The following is a 15,266-nucleotide window of genomic DNA, read 5'->3' as shown; positions in this document are numbered from 1 at the left end:
CGGAGGTCCCCGCTTTCGCGGGGATGACTCGGTGGGTTGGGCGGGATCGCGTCCCGAACTCGATCTGACACCTCCCCCTTGATGGGGGAGGCTGGGAGGGGGTGGAGCGGCAAGCACCATTGCCCCGACCTATACCCTCAGCCTCCCACCCCAACTTTTTCCCCCGCCTCCCCATTTCCGCCCTATCGCTCATTCTATGTCGCGCTATGGTCACCTTTCGGTGATTTGCAACGTTTCGCAGCCTTTATTCTCAGAGCGCCATGGCTTCCGTCATCAAAATCTATGCCCTGTTCCTCGGCTCGGCCCTGTTGATGTTCGGAGGTGGCCTGCAAGGCCTCCTGCTCTCGGTGCGTGGCGCCGAGGAAGAGTTTTCCCTCCTCGCGCTCGGCTTGATCGGCACCGGCTGGTCCGTCGGCTTCGTCGCCGGCTCCATCATGGTCCCCATGATCGTGCGAAAAGTCGGCCATATCCGCGCCTATTCGGTCATGGCCGCCATCGGCACTATCACGATCCTGCTCAACCTATTGTGGATCAACGACATCGGCTGGATCGTGCTGCGTGCCCTCTCCGGGTTCTGCTTTGCCGGCGCCGCCATGATCGTCGAAAGCTGGCTCAATGAGGTCGCCGACAACAAGAGCCGCGGCACCATCTTTTCGATCTATGTGACCATCAATCTCGCGGCCTCGACGGTCGGCCAGATTGCCATGTCGATCACCGGCACTGCCGGCTACCTGCCCTTCGTCATCGGCGCCATCAGCTTCATTTGCGCGCTGCTGCCCACGGCCCTCACCTCGAGCCCGCAGCCGCGCCCCCTGGCTTCGGCCAAACTCGACCTGCCGCTTCTGATCAAGACCTCCCCCGTCGCCGCCGTCGCCGCCTTCTGCTGCGGCATGGCCAATGGCTCCTTCGGCACGCTGGCCCCGGTCTATGGCTATGAACAAGGCCTCGACGCCTCCGGCATTGCGCTCCTGTTCTCCATCGCCGCCATCGCCGGCGCGGTCGCGCAGATCCCCTTCGGCCGCCTGTCCGACCGTATCGACCGTCGCCAGGTGATGATCGGTCTTGGCGCAGGCTCCGCCGTCGTTGGCCTCCTCATCGTCGTCATCAATCCCAGCGCCGGCTGGCTGATGTATGTGCTCTTCGGCCTTTATGGCCTTGCCGCCAACCCGCTCTATCCAATCGCGGTGGCCCATGCGAACGACTTCGCCAAGGACGGCGACTTCGCCAAGATCGCCGGCGGCATGCTGCTCATTCTCGGCGTTGGCCTCGCCATCGGCCCAGCCATTGCCTCTGTGCTGATGAGTTCCATCGCGCCCATGGCGCTCTTCATCATCACCGCCATTTTCCATGCCGCCGTCGCCGGCTTCGCCTTCCTCCGCATGCGCGTCCGCAAGAGCGTTGATGCCGCTGACCGCGCGCCGTTCCAGCCCATGGACCGGCAGGTGACGCCGGAATCTATTGTGCTCGATCCGCGGGCTGATAGTGATGCCGAGGACGAGGTGATCGTGCGGCACGAGCCGGCGGTCCCCGAAGAGCTGATCGAAACCACGGAGCCCAAGCGCGATGTTCAAGACGGAACGGTTTGAGGATCGGGCATTTAGGCCTCTCTCCATCGCAGTCATCGCCGTTTCCGATACGCGGACGCTCGAAACCGATACCGGCGGTGCGCTCCTGAAGTCGTTGCTCGAAGCCGATGGCCACACCTGCTTCGAGCGCCAGGTCGTTCGCGACGACATCCAGCTCATCCGCGCCGCCGTTCAGGCCTATGTCGCCAATCCCAAGGTCGACGTTGTTCTCACCACCGGTGGCACCGGCTTTTCCGGCCGCGACGTGACACCCGAAGCCGTCGAACCGCTCTTCGACAAGCGCATGGAAGGCTTTTCCGTCCTCTTCCATCAATATTCGGGCACGACGGTCGGCACGAGTTCGATGCAGTCACGTGCGACGGCCGGCCTCATCGGCACCACCTTCGTCTTTTCCCTCCCCGGTTCGCGCGGCGCCTGCCGCGATGCCTGGGAGGGCATCCTGACCCAGCAGCTCGATTACCGGCACAAGCCGTGCAATCTGGTGGAACTGATGCCGCGCCTAGACGAGCGCTGATCTTACCGTTTTCCCGAACAACACGTTCGGCATCGTTCGCTTTACGGAACCGATCGTAAAGCGCATTTGAATGGGCAGAGAGCGCGGACAGTCCGCGCCAAGGAATCTTTGCCCATGTCCGCTACGGCCCCCATGCAGATCGGCCTGGTGACGCTCAATGTGCGCCAGGTAGACACGGTCTCCGACTATTATCGCCACCTCCTCGGTCTCGAAGTGATCGACCGGGACGGCTCCACCCTCCGCCTCGGCGTGGGCAAGACCCCGCAGCTCGAACTGCGCGGCAACACTGATTTCGTGCAGCGCAACCCGCGCTCGGCCGGTCTTTTCCACACCGCTTTCCTGATGCCGAGCCGCACCGACCTCGCCGCCTGGCTGCGCTATGTCGCCAAGGAACGCATCGGCGTCGGCGGCGCCTCGGACCACCTCGTCAGCGAGGCCTTCTATCTCAACGACCCCGAAGGCAATGGCATCGAGGTCTATGGCGATCGCCCGCGCGCCGATTGGCCGAACGACAATGGCCTCATCCAGATGGCGTCCGATCCACTCGACATTGCCGATCTCCTGCATTTCGACGAGACCACCACCTGGTCCGGCGCGCCTGCCGACATGATCGTCGGCCACATGCATCTGCAGGTGGGTGATCTGCCGATGGCTGAGCCCTTTTATTCCGGCGTCCTCGGCACCGACATCACCTGCCACTATCCCGGCGCCACCTTCTACGGCGCGGGCGGCTATCACCATCAGCTCGCGACCAATACCTGGTCGAGCCGCGGCGCTGGTCCGACTGATCCGAAAACCACCGGCCTCGTCGGCTTCGAACTCATCCTCGATACCGCTGCCCAGCGCGACGCCATCACCGCCCGCGCCGCCAACACCACCAACACGCTCACCGACCCGTGGGGCCTCGCCCTCACGCTCAGCACCAAGGAGGCCTGAACATGCTCGTCAACGGAAAGTGGACTGCAAACTGGCAGCCGGTGCAGGGCGTCGACGCCAAGGGCGGCTTCGTGCGCCAGACCTCGTCCTTCCGCAACTGGGTCACACCCGACGGCAGCGCCGGCCCGACCGGTGAGGCCGGCTTCAAGGCCGAAGCCGGCCGCTACCATCTCTATGTCGCGCTGATCTGCCCCTGGGCCTCGCGCACCATCATCGGCCGCAGCCTAAAAGGTCTCGACGAGGTCATATCCATGTCCGTCGTCGAACCCGAACTGACCGACGAAGGCTGGCGCTTTGAAACGCCCGACGCGATCAGCGGCGCCACCTACATGCACGAGATCTATAGCAAGGCCGATGCCACAGTCAGCGGCCGCGCCACCGTGCCTGTGCTGTGGGACAAAAAGCAAAACACCATCGTCAACAATGAGAGCGCCGACATCCTGCGCATGCTCAATTCCGGCTTTGGCGACCTCGCCTCGGACGAATACGACCTCTACCCTGACGCCCTCCGCGCCGAGATCGATGCGCTCAACGACTACATCTATCCACGGCTCAACAACGGCGTCTATCGCGCCGGTTTCGCCACGACCCAGCTCGCCTATGACGAAGCCTATGCCGACATTTTCGCGGCCCTCGACACGCTCGAAGCCCGCCTCGAAGGGAAGCGCTTCCTCTTCGGCGACACGCTGACCGAAACCGATATCCGCGCCTTTGTGACCCTCGTCCGGTTCGACGCCGCCTATCACGGCCTCTTCAAGACCAATTATAGGCGTATCGCCGACTACGCGAACCTGCAGGCTTATATGCTCCGCGTGCTCGACCTCCCAGGCATCCGTGAGACGGTCAACATCGACCACATCAAGCGCGGCTACTATTCCATCAAGTCGCTCAACCCCAATGGCATCGTGCCCCGCGGCCCGAACATTCCAGGCCTTCATGAGGTGACATTATGAGCGACAGTCTCGTCATTCTCCTCCACGGCGTCGGCAGCTCTGGTGCCGATATCGGTGGCCTCGCTCCGGCCCTCGCCCCGGCCCTACCGAACACAAAATTCGTCAGCCCCGACGGCCCGGGCCGGTTCAATGCCGGCCACCAGTGGTTTTGCGTCACCGGCGTCACCACCGAAAACCGCCCCGCCCGCGTCGCCGCCGCGCGACCGTCCTTCGATGCCATCCTCTCCGATATCATCGGCCGAGAAGGCTTTGCCGGACGCCTCGACCGCGTCGCGCTGGTCGGCTTCTCGCAGGGTTCGATCATGGCCCTCGACGCCATAGCGTCTGGTCGCTGGCCGGTCGCCGGCGTCGTCGCCTTCTCCGGCCGCCTCGCCTCGCCCGAGCCGCTGGAGCCGATAAAAGGCTCAAAACTGCTGCTGGTTCACGGCACCGAAGATCACATGATGCCGGTGGCCGAAGTCGCCAATGCCGAGGCCAAACTGTCGCCGCTCGGCGTAGCCACCAGCCGCTTCATCCAGCCGGGCCTCGGCCATTCAGTCTCCGCCGAAGGCGTTGCCGAAGCCGCGAAGTTTTTGGGCAAGCTGTTCGCCTGATAGGTCCCCAAACAAAAAGGCCGGGCAATCGCCCGGCCTTTTCTCATGTCATCAGTGACCCATCGCCGGGCCGCCGTGACCGCCTTCCGGCCGCTTCACGAAGAAGGCCGCAACGATCATCAGCAACGACACGATGGCGCCGCAGAGGAACCCGCCGCGAATACCCGCCGCCAGGGCATCGACCGCGTCGAGCCCAGCCGCTGCGCCCGCCGCCGTCTGCAGGCTCATCACCGCCACAAAGAGCGCGATACCCGCCGCACCGGCGACCTGCTGCACAGAGCCCAGAATGGCGCTGGCATGCGAGTAGAACTTTGGCGGCACCGAGCTCATCGACGAGGTGAAGAGCGGGGTGAAGGTGAAGGCGAGGCCAACGCTGAGCACGATGTGGCCGGCAACCACGGCCCAGACCGGGGTATGCTGGCTAACGAGGGTCAACGCCCACATCACGGCCGAAACCGCAATGACACCCGGCACCAGCAGCGGCTTGGGACCAAAACGGTCATAGAGACGACCAACCACCGGACCAAGCACGCCCATCAGCAGACCACCCGGCAGCAGCAGCATGCCGGTCTGCAAGGTATCAAGGCCGAGCACCTTCTGGGTATAGATCGGCAAGAGGATCGAGCTACCCAGCAGCGCCACCATGGCCACGGCCATGGTGATCAGGGCAAAGGTATAGTTCTTGTGCTGCAGCGTACGCAGGTCGAGCAGCGCCTTGTCTTCGTTCTGGAGGCCAAACTGGCGCCAGACGAAAGCGGCCATGGAAACGAGACCCACGGCAATCGGCGCCCAGGCCGGAATGGCCGAACCATGCTCCGCGCCTTCACCCAGGCTCGACAGACCATAGACGAGACCGCCGAAGGCAAAGGCCGAAAGAATGACCGAGAGCACATCGAGCGGCGCATAACGCGGCGTCGAGACATTGCGGATGCGGCTAGCACCGATGACCAGCGCCAGGATGGCAATGGGCAGGGTGAAATAGAACATGAAGCGCCAATCGAAATGGGCAAGGATAAACCCGCCGATCGTCGGGCCGATGGCCGGAGCCACGGACATGACGATGGAAATGTTGCCCATGACCTTGCCCCGCCCTTCCGGCGGCACCAGCGACATCACCGTGGTCATCAGCAGCGGCATCATGATGGCCGTGCCAACGGCCTGCACCACGCGGCCGACAATAAGAAGTTCAATTCCGGGCGAAACGGCGCAGATCAGCGTGCCGGCCGTAAAGACCGACATGGCGATCATGTAGATCGGCCGCGTATTGAGGCGCTGCAACAGGAAGCCGGTGATCGGGATCACCACGGCCATGGTCAGAAGAAAGGCGGTGGTCAGCCACTGCGCCAGGCTCGCTGTGACGCCGAGATCGGTCATCAGGTGCGGGATAGCCACGCTCATGATGGTTTCGTTGAGGAACACCACAAAGGTGGACACGAGCAGAAGCCCGATGACCAACCGGTTGCGCGCCGCATTGTCAGGATGATGGGGAGCGCTTTGTTCAAGCGCGTCGAATGTTGCTGTGTCTGTCGTCATGTCCATACCCTCACTAAAGCGCGTGACACCCTCGCGACGCATGGCATCGCCGGAGTTCGACAGCGCTTTCCAATTTTCCTGCGACAAGGCCTGTCAGCAGCCATCAGTTTAGACCGCGCTTAACTAATCCCCAGAGGGATTGGCGGTCAATGCTAAATTCTAGACTTAACTAATGCGCCCCATTTTCGGGGGCGCCTTCACTACTCCCGCGGGGTTGTTCCGTCCAGCCCAAATTCGCGCAGGGCTGCATTGCGGCGCGAAAAATTGAGAACAAAAACTAAACATCGTTCTTGTTGTGTTCTCATTCGATTGCTAGATTTGGAACGCGCCGACGAGGTCGATTCCAACCTCGGCGGAAGCAGCAGGAGATATGCCATGGCCCTTTATCAGGCCCCAAGCTTCGAAGCGCTCGAACGTCTCAGCCAGAGCCGCGACGCCGACCTGGCGCGGCGTGAGCTGCTCAATTCCGACCGCATCCGCGGTCGCGGCGCCCAGTCGAACCATACCGGCCGCTTCGAAACGCATTCGCGCGAAAATTTCGATGATGGCTGGGGTGTCGTTGAAGCCCTGCCCATGACCGAGACGGTAGAACATGCCGAGCGCGCCAAGAGCATCATCACCACCAATGACAGCCCTGATATCGGCTTCGAGCGCTCGATCAATGCCTATCGCGGCTGCGAGCATGGCTGCTCCTATTGCTATGCCCGCCCCACCCACGCCTATCTCGGCCATTCGGCCGGCGTCGATTTCGAGCGCGAGATCTACGTCAAGACCAATGCCGTCGAGGCTCTGCGCAACGAACTCGGCGCAAAATCCTATCGCCCAAAGCCCATTGCCATGGGCACCAATACCGACCCCTACCAGCCCTCCGAGCGCAAGCACCAGCTGACCCGCGGCATTCTCGAAGTCATGCTCGAAACCCGCCACCCGGTGATGATCACCACCAAGTCGGCGCTGATCCTTAGGGATCTCGACCTGCTCACCGAACTGGCAAAGCTCGGCCTCGCCAAGGTCGCCATTTCAGTGACCTCCATGGATCACAAACTGAGCCGCAAGATGGAGCCCCGCGCCTCCTCGCCCGCAAGGCGCCTCGAAGCCATCCGCGCCCTCAGCGAAGCCGGCGTCCCCACCGCCATCTTCGCTTCGCCGATGATCCCGGCCATCAACGACATGGAACTCGAACGCATCCTCGACGCCGGCAAGGCCCAGGGAGCCCTCGCCGCCTCGATGATCCTCCTCCGCCTCCCCGGCGAAGTCCGCGACGTGTTTCGCGAATGGCTCCTCCGCCACTTCCCCGACCGCGTCCGCCACGTCCTAGCCCTCGTCCGCGACACCCGCGGGGGCAAAGACTACGACTCGCGCTTCGGCACCAGAATGACCGGCGAGGGCCCCTACGCCACCCTCCTCCGCCAGCGTTTCGACAAAGCCCGCGAACGCTACGGCCTCGACACGAAACTACCGGGTCTCCGCACCGACCTCTTCGTCCCGCCGACGCTGGAGAGCAAGCAGATGAGTTTGTTCTGAAGCTCCCCCTCATCCGGCGCTACGCGCCACCTTCTCCCCGAGGGGGAGAAGAACAGGACGGTTCCCATAGATGTATCGGTGACCCCTTCTATTCCTCTCCCCCTCGGGGAGAGGGTGGATCGCGCATAGCGCGAGACGGGTGAGGGTGCTTGCCTAGGAGTACAACCTCCCATCCTGCGTCCCCACCGGGCTTGTCCCGGTGGTCCATGCCTCCGCGAGAGACTTCCGGACCAGGCCCGGCAATGAAACCAACTATGCGCTCAGCGCCTCGCTCGCCCCAACGCGCTCGGCGATAAACCGCAGCATCTGCCGATCGGTGTAATCCCGCGCCGCCAGTGTCGCGCCCGCTTCCAGCAACTGCGCCAGTTCCAGCCCCGTCGCCATCCCAACCGTCGCAATCCCCGCCGACGTCGCCGACTTCAACCCGGTCCGCGAATCCTCGAAAGCCACGCAGTTCTTGGCATCGGCCCCGAGTATCTTCAGCCCCTCCAGATAAGGCAGCGGATGCGGCTTCCCAAACTCCAGTTCATCCCCAATCACCAGCCCCTTGAACCGGTGCCGCGCCCCGATGCTATCCAGCAATTGCTCGGCATTGTCCCGCGGCGCATTGGTCACCGCCACCGCCGGCAGGCCAATGGCGTCGGCCCAATCCAGCAGCGCAAAAAGCCCATGCACCGGCTCGACGCCCTCAGCCGCCAGCGAGCGGAACAGGGCTTCCTTTTCCATCATGATTTCCCACCGCCGCTCCGGCGTCTCATGCGGCAGAAACTGCGAGCCGATCGCCTCATTGGCGAGGCCCTGCAGTTCGCGCCCAAAGCGTTCGCGGTCGAAATGGTGCCCATAAGGCGCAAAGGCCCGATTAAAAGCTTCGAGATGCAGCGGATCGCTCTCGACCAGCGTTCCATCGATGTCGAAAAGTAGTCCGGCGCCGGGCTTGAGAGTCATGGTCATTCCGTCGATAAATCGGGGGTGAGACCGCCACGAAATTTCTGCATCGTCAACGAGGCAAATTGTGCCAGAAATTCCCGCCCACATGTCTCTCGAACGCCTGCGCGAACTGACCGTCGCCGGCCATCCCCAATTTGCCGGCGCCCGTTTCACGATTCTCGCCGATGGCTGGGATAGCGTCGCCCTCGATATCGACGATCGCTACATCATAAAATTCCCGCGACACGAGGTGGCCGAACAGTCCCTTCGCCGCGAAGTGCTGCTGCTCTCGGTCATCGGCCCGCGCGTCCTGATGCCCGTGCCGCGCATGGATCTCCACGACATCCCCGTCACTCACACGATCCACGCCAAACTGCCCGGCCGCGCCCTCGACCCCGCCGCGTATGACAAGGTGCCCGAAAGCATGCGCGCCGAAATCGGCGAACGCCTCGGCCAGTTTTATGCACACCTGCACGCCATCAATCCGGACCTGCTGGCCAATGCCGGCGCCGGCCCGGTGCAGGAGTGGCTCGATGCAGAAACCATCCGCCACCGCATTGCGCCCCATCTGCCCCCCGCCCTAGCGCCCTGGGCCGAAGAGGCACTGGAAAAACTGGAAAATCTCGGCCCCGACCCCCACGGCATCACCTATGGGCTCTTTGACGGCCATGGCTGGAATATGGCCCATGACATCGCGCAAAACCGCTTCGGCGGCATCTTCGACTTCGGCGATTCCGGCTTTGGGCCGCTGCATCAGGAATTCATCTATTCCAACCTGACCTCGCCCGACCTCACCCGCCGTATCATCGACAGCTACGAGCGCCACAGCGGTCGCACGCTCGACCGCGACCGCATCACCCTCCTCACCGATATCCATCGCCTCTGGGAACTTGCAGAGGAATATGAAAATGCCGAAGGCACGGCCGAAAAGATCGAAGCCGCCCACACCTGGGTCAGCATGCGCCCCTAGTACTGTTCCACTTTCCGCGCGTAAGTGGACATGAAATCGAGCGAGGCCATGACGCCCTGCAGCGACAGCCAGATATCAGCCGGCTGCTCCGCGCCCGTCATCGGCACGATGAGCTTGAGCGAAGCCCGCTCCTTCATCCGCTCGATCAACTGCGCCTCAAGATCGGCATCGGCCACAAAATACTGATTGGTGACGTTGAACCGCGTCTCCAGTTCCTCGCCCATGGCCAGCATCACCGGCCCATCCCCGGCAAACAGCAGCCGCATCGGCCGGCTCTCATCATAAGAGCCCTCATCCGCCGCCACGGTGATTGCAAGATCAAGCTCGCCATCAAGCCGATTGCGGATCAGCGTCAGCTTATAGGCCGGCAGGCTGGCGCTGTTCTGCATCTGGCTGCCGGTGCTGGCAAAGCACGAATAGCCATAATAATCGGCTGAATCTTCCACGATGGCGTCGGGGCAAGCCGCCAGCCAATCGCGAAAATATTCGCGCCACTCGCCATAAGAATGATGAAAAGGTTCGGCTACTGCGGGCACGGTGAGCAGCAGCAGGGCGGCAAGGCGTGCACAAGCGCGCATCAAAACACTCTCGTCTTTGCCCCCCGGCCAGACTCTTATATCAGTGACCCCAGAAAAATGACCAGAGGACGACAGGCGTGGCCATCGAGAAGATAAACGGCCTCAATGTGATGCTGCTCGACGAGACCGGGCCGCTGCTCGCCTCCGAGCAGGACGCGCTCGACGTCATCGGCGCCACCTATGGGCTCGAAGTCGACGCCGTCGCCATTCCCGTGTCGCGCCTTGACCCCGACTTTTTCGTCCTCAGCAACAAACTGGCCGGCCACTTCATCCAAAAGCTGCAGAACTATTCCATGCGCCTCGTCATCCTCGGCGACATCTCTGCTGCCATGTCGGACAGCAAGGCCCTCACCGATTTCGTCGGCGAAACCAACCGCATCGGCCATCATTTCTTCGCCGCGGATCGTGCAGCCATGGAGGCCGGCTTCGGCCGGGCCCGCTGATGCCGCGCAAAGTCACCGCCACGATCGAATCCACCGCCGAACTCTTCGCACCGGAAGCCGACTTCCCCGATTTCAGCCATGAGCAAATGGCCTATGACCGCGGCGCCCGTTGCGTCGTCGGCGTCGATGAAGCCGGTCGCGGCCCGCTCGCCGGCCCCGTCGTCGTCTCCGCCGTCCGCCTCGATCCCAATCACATCCCTGCAGGCCTCAACGATTCCAAAAAGCTGACCGCCGAGCGCCGCGCCGAACTCTTCGACGAAATTTCGGCCGTCGCCGATGTCGCCATCGTCAGCGCCCCGCCTTCGGACATTCTCAATCTCAACATCCGCGGCGCCACCCTCGCCGCCATGGCCCGCGCCGTCCGCGCCTTGCCCTGCACCGCCGATTGCGTGCTGGTCGATGGCCGGGACGTGCCCCCCGGCCTCCCCTGCCCCGGCATTGCGCTGATTGGTGGCGATGGCCGCAGCGTCTCCATCGCCGCCGCCTCCATCGTCGCCAAAGTCATGCGCGACCGCATGTGCGCCATCATGGATTGCGACGCGCCCGATTTCGGCTTTGCCGGCCACAAGGGCTATGGCACGGCAGCACACTTGAAGGCCCTGAACCTCCACGGCCCCAGCCGCCACCACCGCTCGGCCTTCGCCCCGGTGGCAGCACTTCTCATGCAAAAGACCACCGTCACAATCGAGGGTTAACCCCTCGCTAACCCCTTACAAACGCTCCATTAACCCTGACGAAGTACAAAGGCATGGTTAGTACTGCGTTAGGGATAGTTGCATGTTGCGTACCGCGCGTACGGCCCAGTCGGCCGATGCGGAGGAGGCTTCCCGCCTTCCGATCGACACCATTCTCGTGGGCGATTGCATCGACCACATGAATGCCTTGCCGGCCGGCTCCGTCGATCTCATCTTCGCCGATCCGCCCTATAACCTGCAGCTGGAACAAGGCCTTACCCGCCCCGACCAGTCGAAGGTCGATGCGGTCGACGACGATTGGGACAAGTTTGACTCGTTTGCCCACTATGACGCGTTCACCCGCGGCTGGCTGAAAGCTGCCCGGCGCATTCTGAAGCCCGATGGCGCCATCTGGGTCATCGGCTCCTATCACAATATTTTCCGCGTCGGCACGGCGCTCCAGGATCTCGATTTCTGGATGCTCAACGACGTCATCTGGCGCAAGGCCAACCCGATGCCGAATTTCCGTGGCACGCGGTTCACCAATGCGCACGAAACCCTGATCTGGGCCTCCAAAAGCCAGAAGAGCCGCGTGACCTTCAATTATGAGGCCATGAAGCTCGCCAACGACGACACGCAGATGCGGAGCGATTGGCTCTTCCCCATCTGCACCGGCGCCGAACGCCTGAAAAACGAAGACGACGACAAGGTCCATCCGACCCAAAAGCCGGAAGCACTGCTGTTCCGCATTCTCAATGCCACGACCAAGCCGGGCGATATCGTGCTCGACCCCTTCTTCGGCACCGGCACCACCGGCGCCGTCGCCCGAAAGCTCGGCCGCCATTTCATCGGCATCGAGCGCGAAGAAACCTATGTCGAAGCCGCCCGCACCCGCATCGCCTCGATCCGCCCCGCAGTGTTCGATGCCCTGCAGTCGGTCACGCCCAAGCGCAAGGAAACACGCATTCCCTTCGGGTCGCTCGTCGAACAGGGGCTGATCGAACCGGGCGCGCAACTTTTCGACTTAACGAAACGTTACTCCGCCATGGTTCGTGCAGACGGCTCGCTCGTCTCGGGTCCGCACCAGGGGTCGATCCACAAGGTCGGCGCCTTGGTTCAGGGTGCCGAGGCATGCAACGGGTGGACCTTCTGGCACCACGACTATCTCGGCGTCGCCGAGCCCATTGACGTCCTTCGGGCCAGCGTTCGCCAAAAACTTGATTTGCTTTCTGCCTGATCCTGACCTCCAATCATTATTCAGGCTCTATAACTGGCCGCCGGTTTGCCCCGGCGGCCTTTTTGTTTTGAGAAAGTTATCCCCGCTCCATTGGCGTCGATCAAAATCGGCAAAGTAAACCATTAGGAGCGACTGTCTTGGTTTCTGCCAAAGATACCCGACTAGCAATATTGAACGCTCGCATCACGGTTGCGATGATGAGAGCAGACCTCTTGCTCAAACGCTTTAACCCAAACCAGCCGAGGGTCCCGGCCGGCACCGCCACGGGCGGTCAGTGGGTCCAAGTTACCGGATCAGTTGGCAAATGGGTCCAGGACACCGAACCAAGTGACCAACGAATCCGACTTGCGGGAGTGAGGCGATTGACTGAGGACGAGTGCGAAGAACTGTATAAGAGGGATACGTTCCATTGTAACATGGTTGGTCTCGCGTCCTGCCATCAACAAGCGATGTTTCGGTACAGCGACTGCCTCTCGGGCAAGACAATCCGCCCACTAAGTTATTGAAACCTGATGATCATAGCAGAACGTATACTCAGATTGGTATCAGGCGAGCATGCCGGAACGACGGTGCCGGTTCGCATTCATTTGCCCGAGAAGATGGCAGACCATTGGGCCTGCTCCTATGAAATAGGCTGGCCTGAGGGAACGCGGATCAGTTCGGGCTTCGGTGTAGACGGCGTCCAGGCACTAAGCTTGGCCATGCAAAAAGTTGGAACCGAGCTCTACATGAACCAGCACCATCGCGACCAATCGCTGGCCTTTGAAGGCCCAGGAAGAGGTTACGGCTTCCCGGTCCCCAAGCCGCTGCGGGACATCCTGATCGGCGATGACGCGACGGCCGATGGTATCTGAGAAATGACTGCACAGAGGCCGCCACATAGCCGGCGGCCTTACTTGCTTTGAACTAAGGCGAAATCAGCTCAACCGTCGGAAAATAGGTCCGATACCGCCCCTCGTCGCGCGTCAGCAGCGGAAGCCTAGCGACCGCCGCGTGAGCACCAATGAAGAAATCCGGCAGGACACCGCTCCGGGTCCCGCCGACCCTGCGATATTGCGCAAAAGCCTTGCCGGCGAGGAACAATGCCGGTCGTGGCAAGTCAACAATTTCCAGTCCTGCCCTGCCGATGAACTCATCCAGCAATTCAATCCGCTCGTAACGGACGCTGAGTTCGGCATAGACGACGTCATTGATAAAAAGTGGACCACGCAGGCTCGCCGCCTCAAGCGAAGCGATCGACCAATCTGCCCATTTCGGGTCCGCGGTTACAAGATCGAGCAGGACATTGGTATCGACCAATGTCACGGCTCGCCCCGCGTTAGCGCCATGATGTCTTCGGTCGCCATGCCTTCTCCCGCATGCCCCTTAAGCTGGGAGAAGCGGCTGCTTGGCTTTGCCTCCGCGGGTTCGATCACGATCTGACCATCGGCAGTGCGGCGAAAATCGACCCGGCTACCGGGCACGATCCCCAAATGGTCCCTTACGGATTTTGGAATGGTCACCTGACCCTTGATGGTCACGGTCGCGCTCATGGCACACCTCGGTAATACCTGCTGCAAAATAGGTATTACACGACCCCACAAAATTCAATGGGAGTGGTCCCTATTCCAGCCCCGCCTGTGCCAGCACTTTTCTGAACAGCGTCGGCAGCGCCTCGCCCTTCAGCGCCGATGGAGGGCTCCACCAGCCATGTTCGAGACTCTCTGGTGGCACCAGCGAGGACCACACTTCCAGCTCCAGTCGGAAATGGGTGAAGACATGCACCACCTGCCCGCGATGGCGCCACTGGCCGGCGACCGGATAGGCAACCTCCGACAGGTCTGAAACCCAATCGGAGGTCGGTACTTCTGTCATGCCGCCCAGCAGCCCCTTGCCCGGCCGCGATTGCAGGTAAACATCGCCACCGGCATCTGTCATGACAAAGGCATGGCCGCGCCGCACCGGACGCTCGGCTTTCACCGGCTTGATGGGATAAATCGTCGGCTCGCCCTCCCGCGTCGCGCGGCAATCGGGCTGTAGCGGACAGATGAGGCAAGAGGCAGCCCTTGGCGCGCAGATCGTCGCGCCAAGATCCATCATCGCCTGCGCAAAATCGCCTGATCGCTCCGGCACATTTTGCTGCAAAGCAGCCCGCAATTCGTCCTTGGCCTCGCGCACCGGCACATCAAGCGCATAGTAGCGCGCGAGGACGCGGTCGAGATTGCCGTCGAGCACCGCAATCCGCTCATCAAAACAGATCGCCGCAATAGCCGCACTGGTATAGGCGCCGATCCCCGGCAAGGTCTGCAAGCCTTCCGAGGTTTTTGGAAAGACGCCGCCATGCTCGTCCACCACCGCCTTGGCGCAAGCATAGAGGTTTCGCGCCCGCGCATAATAGCCAAGCCCCGCCCATTCACGCAGCACCGCGTCGAGCGGCGCTTCGGCAAGGTCAAACACCGTCGGCCAGAGATGGGTAAAGCGCAGAAAGTACTTTTGGACCGCCGCCACCGTCGTCTGCTGCAGCATCACCTCGCTGAGCCAGACCCGATAGGGATCGGCGTGCACACCCCTAGCCCGATCGCCCGGCGAAACACGCCATGGCAGATCGCGGGCATGGCGATCATACCAGGCGAGCACGGCTTCGGCGTCGATTGCGTGGGGGGCAATGAGGGGCATGGCGGATGGATATAAGTTTCGAGGGTTATGAAGCAAGTGCCCCGGCCCGCCTCGATCTTTCCTATTTCCACCGTGTCATCCCCGCGAAAGCGGGGATCTCCGTTTCGAAACAGGGATTCCCGCTTTCGCGGGAATGACACCGT

17 protein-coding genes are annotated in these 15,266 nt (G+C 62.1%); 11 read left to right on the top strand and 6 right to left on the bottom strand.

Translation table 11 applies throughout. The features are described 5' to 3' along the window. The first annotated feature begins 260 nt into the window (after positions 1-260). The 5 genes from ACSQ2A_RS01585 to ACSQ2A_RS01565 all read left to right on the top strand — a co-directional run bounded on the left by ACSQ2A_RS01585 (position 261) and on the right by ACSQ2A_RS01565 (position 4,582). A complete protein-coding gene (locus ACSQ2A_RS01585) occupies positions 261-1,586 on the top strand; it encodes an MFS transporter (protein WP_436070807.1) in 1,326 nt (441 codons plus the stop codon). Beyond that, positions 1,564-2,100 (top strand): molybdenum cofactor biosynthesis protein B, encoded by a 537-nt coding sequence (gene moaB, locus ACSQ2A_RS01580; RefSeq protein ID WP_436070806.1) that lies wholly within the window; start codon positions 1,564-1,566, stop codon positions 2,098-2,100. The genes ACSQ2A_RS01585 and moaB overlap by 23 nt, the downstream gene beginning before the upstream one ends. Before the next feature lie 114 nt (positions 2,101-2,214). After that, the gene (locus tag ACSQ2A_RS01575; protein WP_436070805.1) at positions 2,215-3,036 is read left to right on the top strand and encodes a VOC family protein; all 822 of its coding nucleotides are present in this window, start codon (positions 2,215-2,217) and stop codon (positions 3,034-3,036) included. Positions 3,037-3,038: 2 nt separating this feature from the next. Further along, positions 3,039-3,989, top strand: coding sequence for a glutathione S-transferase family protein (locus ACSQ2A_RS01570; protein WP_436070804.1), 951 nt, complete (start codon positions 3,039-3,041; stop codon positions 3,987-3,989). Continuing rightward, positions 3,986-4,582, top strand: a complete 597-nt coding sequence (locus ACSQ2A_RS01565) for an alpha/beta hydrolase (protein WP_436070803.1) — start codon at positions 3,986-3,988, stop codon at positions 4,580-4,582. Before ACSQ2A_RS01570 ends, ACSQ2A_RS01565 begins: the two co-directional genes overlap by 4 nt. A gap of 51 nt (positions 4,583-4,633) precedes the next feature. Here ACSQ2A_RS01565 and ACSQ2A_RS01560 read toward each other — a convergent pair whose 3' ends face one another. Beyond that, positions 4,634-6,115, bottom strand: a complete 1,482-nt coding sequence (locus ACSQ2A_RS01560) for an MDR family MFS transporter (RefSeq protein WP_436070802.1) — start codon at positions 6,113-6,115, stop codon at positions 4,634-4,636. A 375-nt stretch (positions 6,116-6,490) separates the two neighbouring features. On the opposite strand from ACSQ2A_RS01560, the gene ACSQ2A_RS01555 reads away from it, so the two are divergent. After that, the gene (locus ACSQ2A_RS01555) at positions 6,491-7,639 is read left to right on the top strand and encodes a PA0069 family radical SAM protein (protein WP_436070801.1); all 1,149 of its coding nucleotides are present in this window, start codon (positions 6,491-6,493) and stop codon (positions 7,637-7,639) included. Positions 7,640-7,891: 252 nt separating this feature from the next. Here the strand turns inward: ACSQ2A_RS01555 and ACSQ2A_RS01550 are convergent, their stop codons facing one another. Further along, positions 7,892-8,584: an HAD family hydrolase gene (locus tag ACSQ2A_RS01550; protein ID WP_436070800.1), complete on the bottom strand. Its 693-nt coding sequence runs from the start codon at positions 8,582-8,584 to the stop codon at positions 7,892-7,894. 88 nt (positions 8,585-8,672) lie between these two features. On the opposite strand from ACSQ2A_RS01550, the gene ACSQ2A_RS01545 reads away from it, so the two are divergent. Beyond that, positions 8,673-9,536: a phosphotransferase family protein gene (locus tag ACSQ2A_RS01545; RefSeq protein WP_436070799.1), complete on the top strand. Its 864-nt coding sequence runs from the start codon at positions 8,673-8,675 to the stop codon at positions 9,534-9,536. Here the strand turns inward: ACSQ2A_RS01545 and ACSQ2A_RS01540 are convergent. Next, positions 9,533-10,114 (bottom strand): hypothetical protein, encoded by a 582-nt coding sequence (locus tag ACSQ2A_RS01540; RefSeq protein ID WP_436070798.1) that lies wholly within the window; start codon positions 10,112-10,114, stop codon positions 9,533-9,535. The two genes, ACSQ2A_RS01545 and ACSQ2A_RS01540, sit on opposite strands and share 4 nt — an antisense overlap. Positions 10,115-10,191: 77 nt before the next feature. Here ACSQ2A_RS01540 and ACSQ2A_RS01535 point away from each other — a divergent pair, with 77 nt between their 5' ends. From ACSQ2A_RS01535 to ACSQ2A_RS01520, 4 genes are all read left to right on the top strand, one after another. Beyond that, positions 10,192-10,557 carry a DUF4180 domain-containing protein gene (locus ACSQ2A_RS01535; RefSeq protein WP_436070797.1) on the top strand — a complete coding sequence of 122 codons (366 nt, stop codon included), beginning with the start codon at positions 10,192-10,194 and terminating at the stop codon, positions 10,555-10,557. After that, positions 10,557-11,252: a ribonuclease HII gene (locus ACSQ2A_RS01530; RefSeq protein WP_436070796.1), complete on the top strand. Its 696-nt coding sequence runs from the start codon at positions 10,557-10,559 to the stop codon at positions 11,250-11,252. Before ACSQ2A_RS01535 ends, ACSQ2A_RS01530 begins: the two co-directional genes overlap by 1 nt. Before the next feature lie 82 nt (positions 11,253-11,334). Next, on the top strand, positions 11,335-12,468 hold the full coding sequence (locus ACSQ2A_RS01525) for a site-specific DNA-methyltransferase (RefSeq protein WP_436070795.1): 1,134 nt from the start codon (positions 11,335-11,337) through the stop codon (positions 12,466-12,468). Between the two features lie 512 nt (positions 12,469-12,980). Beyond that, a complete protein-coding gene (locus ACSQ2A_RS01520; protein ID WP_436070794.1) occupies positions 12,981-13,322 on the top strand; it encodes a DUF6968 family protein in 342 nt (113 codons plus the stop codon). A 52-nt stretch (positions 13,323-13,374) separates the two neighbouring features. Here the strand turns inward: ACSQ2A_RS01520 and ACSQ2A_RS01515 are convergent, their stop codons facing one another. From ACSQ2A_RS01515 to mutY, 3 genes are all read right to left on the bottom strand, one after another. Then, positions 13,375-13,773 carry a type II toxin-antitoxin system VapC family toxin gene (locus ACSQ2A_RS01515; RefSeq protein ID WP_436070793.1) on the bottom strand — a complete coding sequence of 133 codons (399 nt, stop codon included), beginning with the start codon at positions 13,771-13,773 and terminating at the stop codon, positions 13,375-13,377. Beyond that, the gene (locus ACSQ2A_RS01510; RefSeq protein WP_436070792.1) at positions 13,770-14,000 is read right to left on the bottom strand and encodes an AbrB/MazE/SpoVT family DNA-binding domain-containing protein; all 231 of its coding nucleotides are present in this window, start codon (positions 13,998-14,000) and stop codon (positions 13,770-13,772) included. Before ACSQ2A_RS01510 ends, ACSQ2A_RS01515 begins: the two co-directional genes overlap by 4 nt. A gap of 70 nt (positions 14,001-14,070) precedes the next feature. Continuing rightward, on the bottom strand, positions 14,071-15,123 hold the full coding sequence (gene mutY / locus ACSQ2A_RS01505) for an A/G-specific adenine glycosylase (RefSeq protein ID WP_436070791.1): 1,053 nt from the start codon (positions 15,121-15,123) through the stop codon (positions 14,071-14,073). Positions 15,124-15,266 lie beyond the last annotated feature (143 nt).

This window comes from Devosia sp. LjRoot3, assembly GCF_964252865.1.
Classification (GTDB): domain Bacteria; phylum Pseudomonadota; class Alphaproteobacteria; order Rhizobiales; family Devosiaceae; genus Devosia.
The sequence above is the reverse complement of the archived record's forward strand: the minus strand, read 5'-3'. Positions and strand labels throughout refer to the sequence as shown.

What these genes read in the sequence shown, in the direction of transcription:
- ACSQ2A_RS01585 (WP_436070807.1), top strand. Translation starts at nt 261, where the DNA reads ATGGCTTCCGTCATCAAAATCTATGCCCTGTTCCTCGGCTCGGCCCTG.
- ACSQ2A_RS01540 (WP_436070798.1), bottom strand. Translation starts at nt 10,114, where the DNA reads ATGCGCGCTTGTGCACGCCTTGCCGCCCTGCTGCTGCTCACCGTGCCC.
- ACSQ2A_RS01520 (WP_436070794.1), top strand. Translation starts at nt 12,981, where the DNA reads ATGATCATAGCAGAACGTATACTCAGATTGGTATCAGGCGAGCATGCC.
- ACSQ2A_RS01575 (WP_436070805.1), top strand. Translation starts at nt 2,215, where the DNA reads ATGTCCGCTACGGCCCCCATGCAGATCGGCCTGGTGACGCTCAATGTG.
- ACSQ2A_RS01565 (WP_436070803.1), top strand. Translation starts at nt 3,986, where the DNA reads ATGAGCGACAGTCTCGTCATTCTCCTCCACGGCGTCGGCAGCTCTGGT.
- ACSQ2A_RS01550 (WP_436070800.1), bottom strand. Translation starts at nt 8,584, where the DNA reads ATGACTCTCAAGCCCGGCGCCGGACTACTTTTCGACATCGATGGAACG.
- moaB (WP_436070806.1), top strand. Translation starts at nt 1,564, where the DNA reads ATGTTCAAGACGGAACGGTTTGAGGATCGGGCATTTAGGCCTCTCTCC.
- ACSQ2A_RS01555 (WP_436070801.1), top strand. Translation starts at nt 6,491, where the DNA reads ATGGCCCTTTATCAGGCCCCAAGCTTCGAAGCGCTCGAACGTCTCAGC.
- mutY (WP_436070791.1), bottom strand. Translation starts at nt 15,123, where the DNA reads ATGCCCCTCATTGCCCCCCACGCAATCGACGCCGAAGCCGTGCTCGCC.
- ACSQ2A_RS01525 (WP_436070795.1), top strand. Translation starts at nt 11,335, where the DNA reads ATGTTGCGTACCGCGCGTACGGCCCAGTCGGCCGATGCGGAGGAGGCT.
- ACSQ2A_RS01560 (WP_436070802.1), bottom strand. Translation starts at nt 6,115, where the DNA reads ATGACGACAGACACAGCAACATTCGACGCGCTTGAACAAAGCGCTCCC.
- ACSQ2A_RS01510 (WP_436070792.1), bottom strand. Translation starts at nt 14,000, where the DNA reads ATGAGCGCGACCGTGACCATCAAGGGTCAGGTGACCATTCCAAAATCC.
- ACSQ2A_RS01545 (WP_436070799.1), top strand. Translation starts at nt 8,673, where the DNA reads ATGTCTCTCGAACGCCTGCGCGAACTGACCGTCGCCGGCCATCCCCAA.
- ACSQ2A_RS01530 (WP_436070796.1), top strand. Translation starts at nt 10,557, where the DNA reads ATGCCGCGCAAAGTCACCGCCACGATCGAATCCACCGCCGAACTCTTC.
- ACSQ2A_RS01570 (WP_436070804.1), top strand. Translation starts at nt 3,039, where the DNA reads ATGCTCGTCAACGGAAAGTGGACTGCAAACTGGCAGCCGGTGCAGGGC.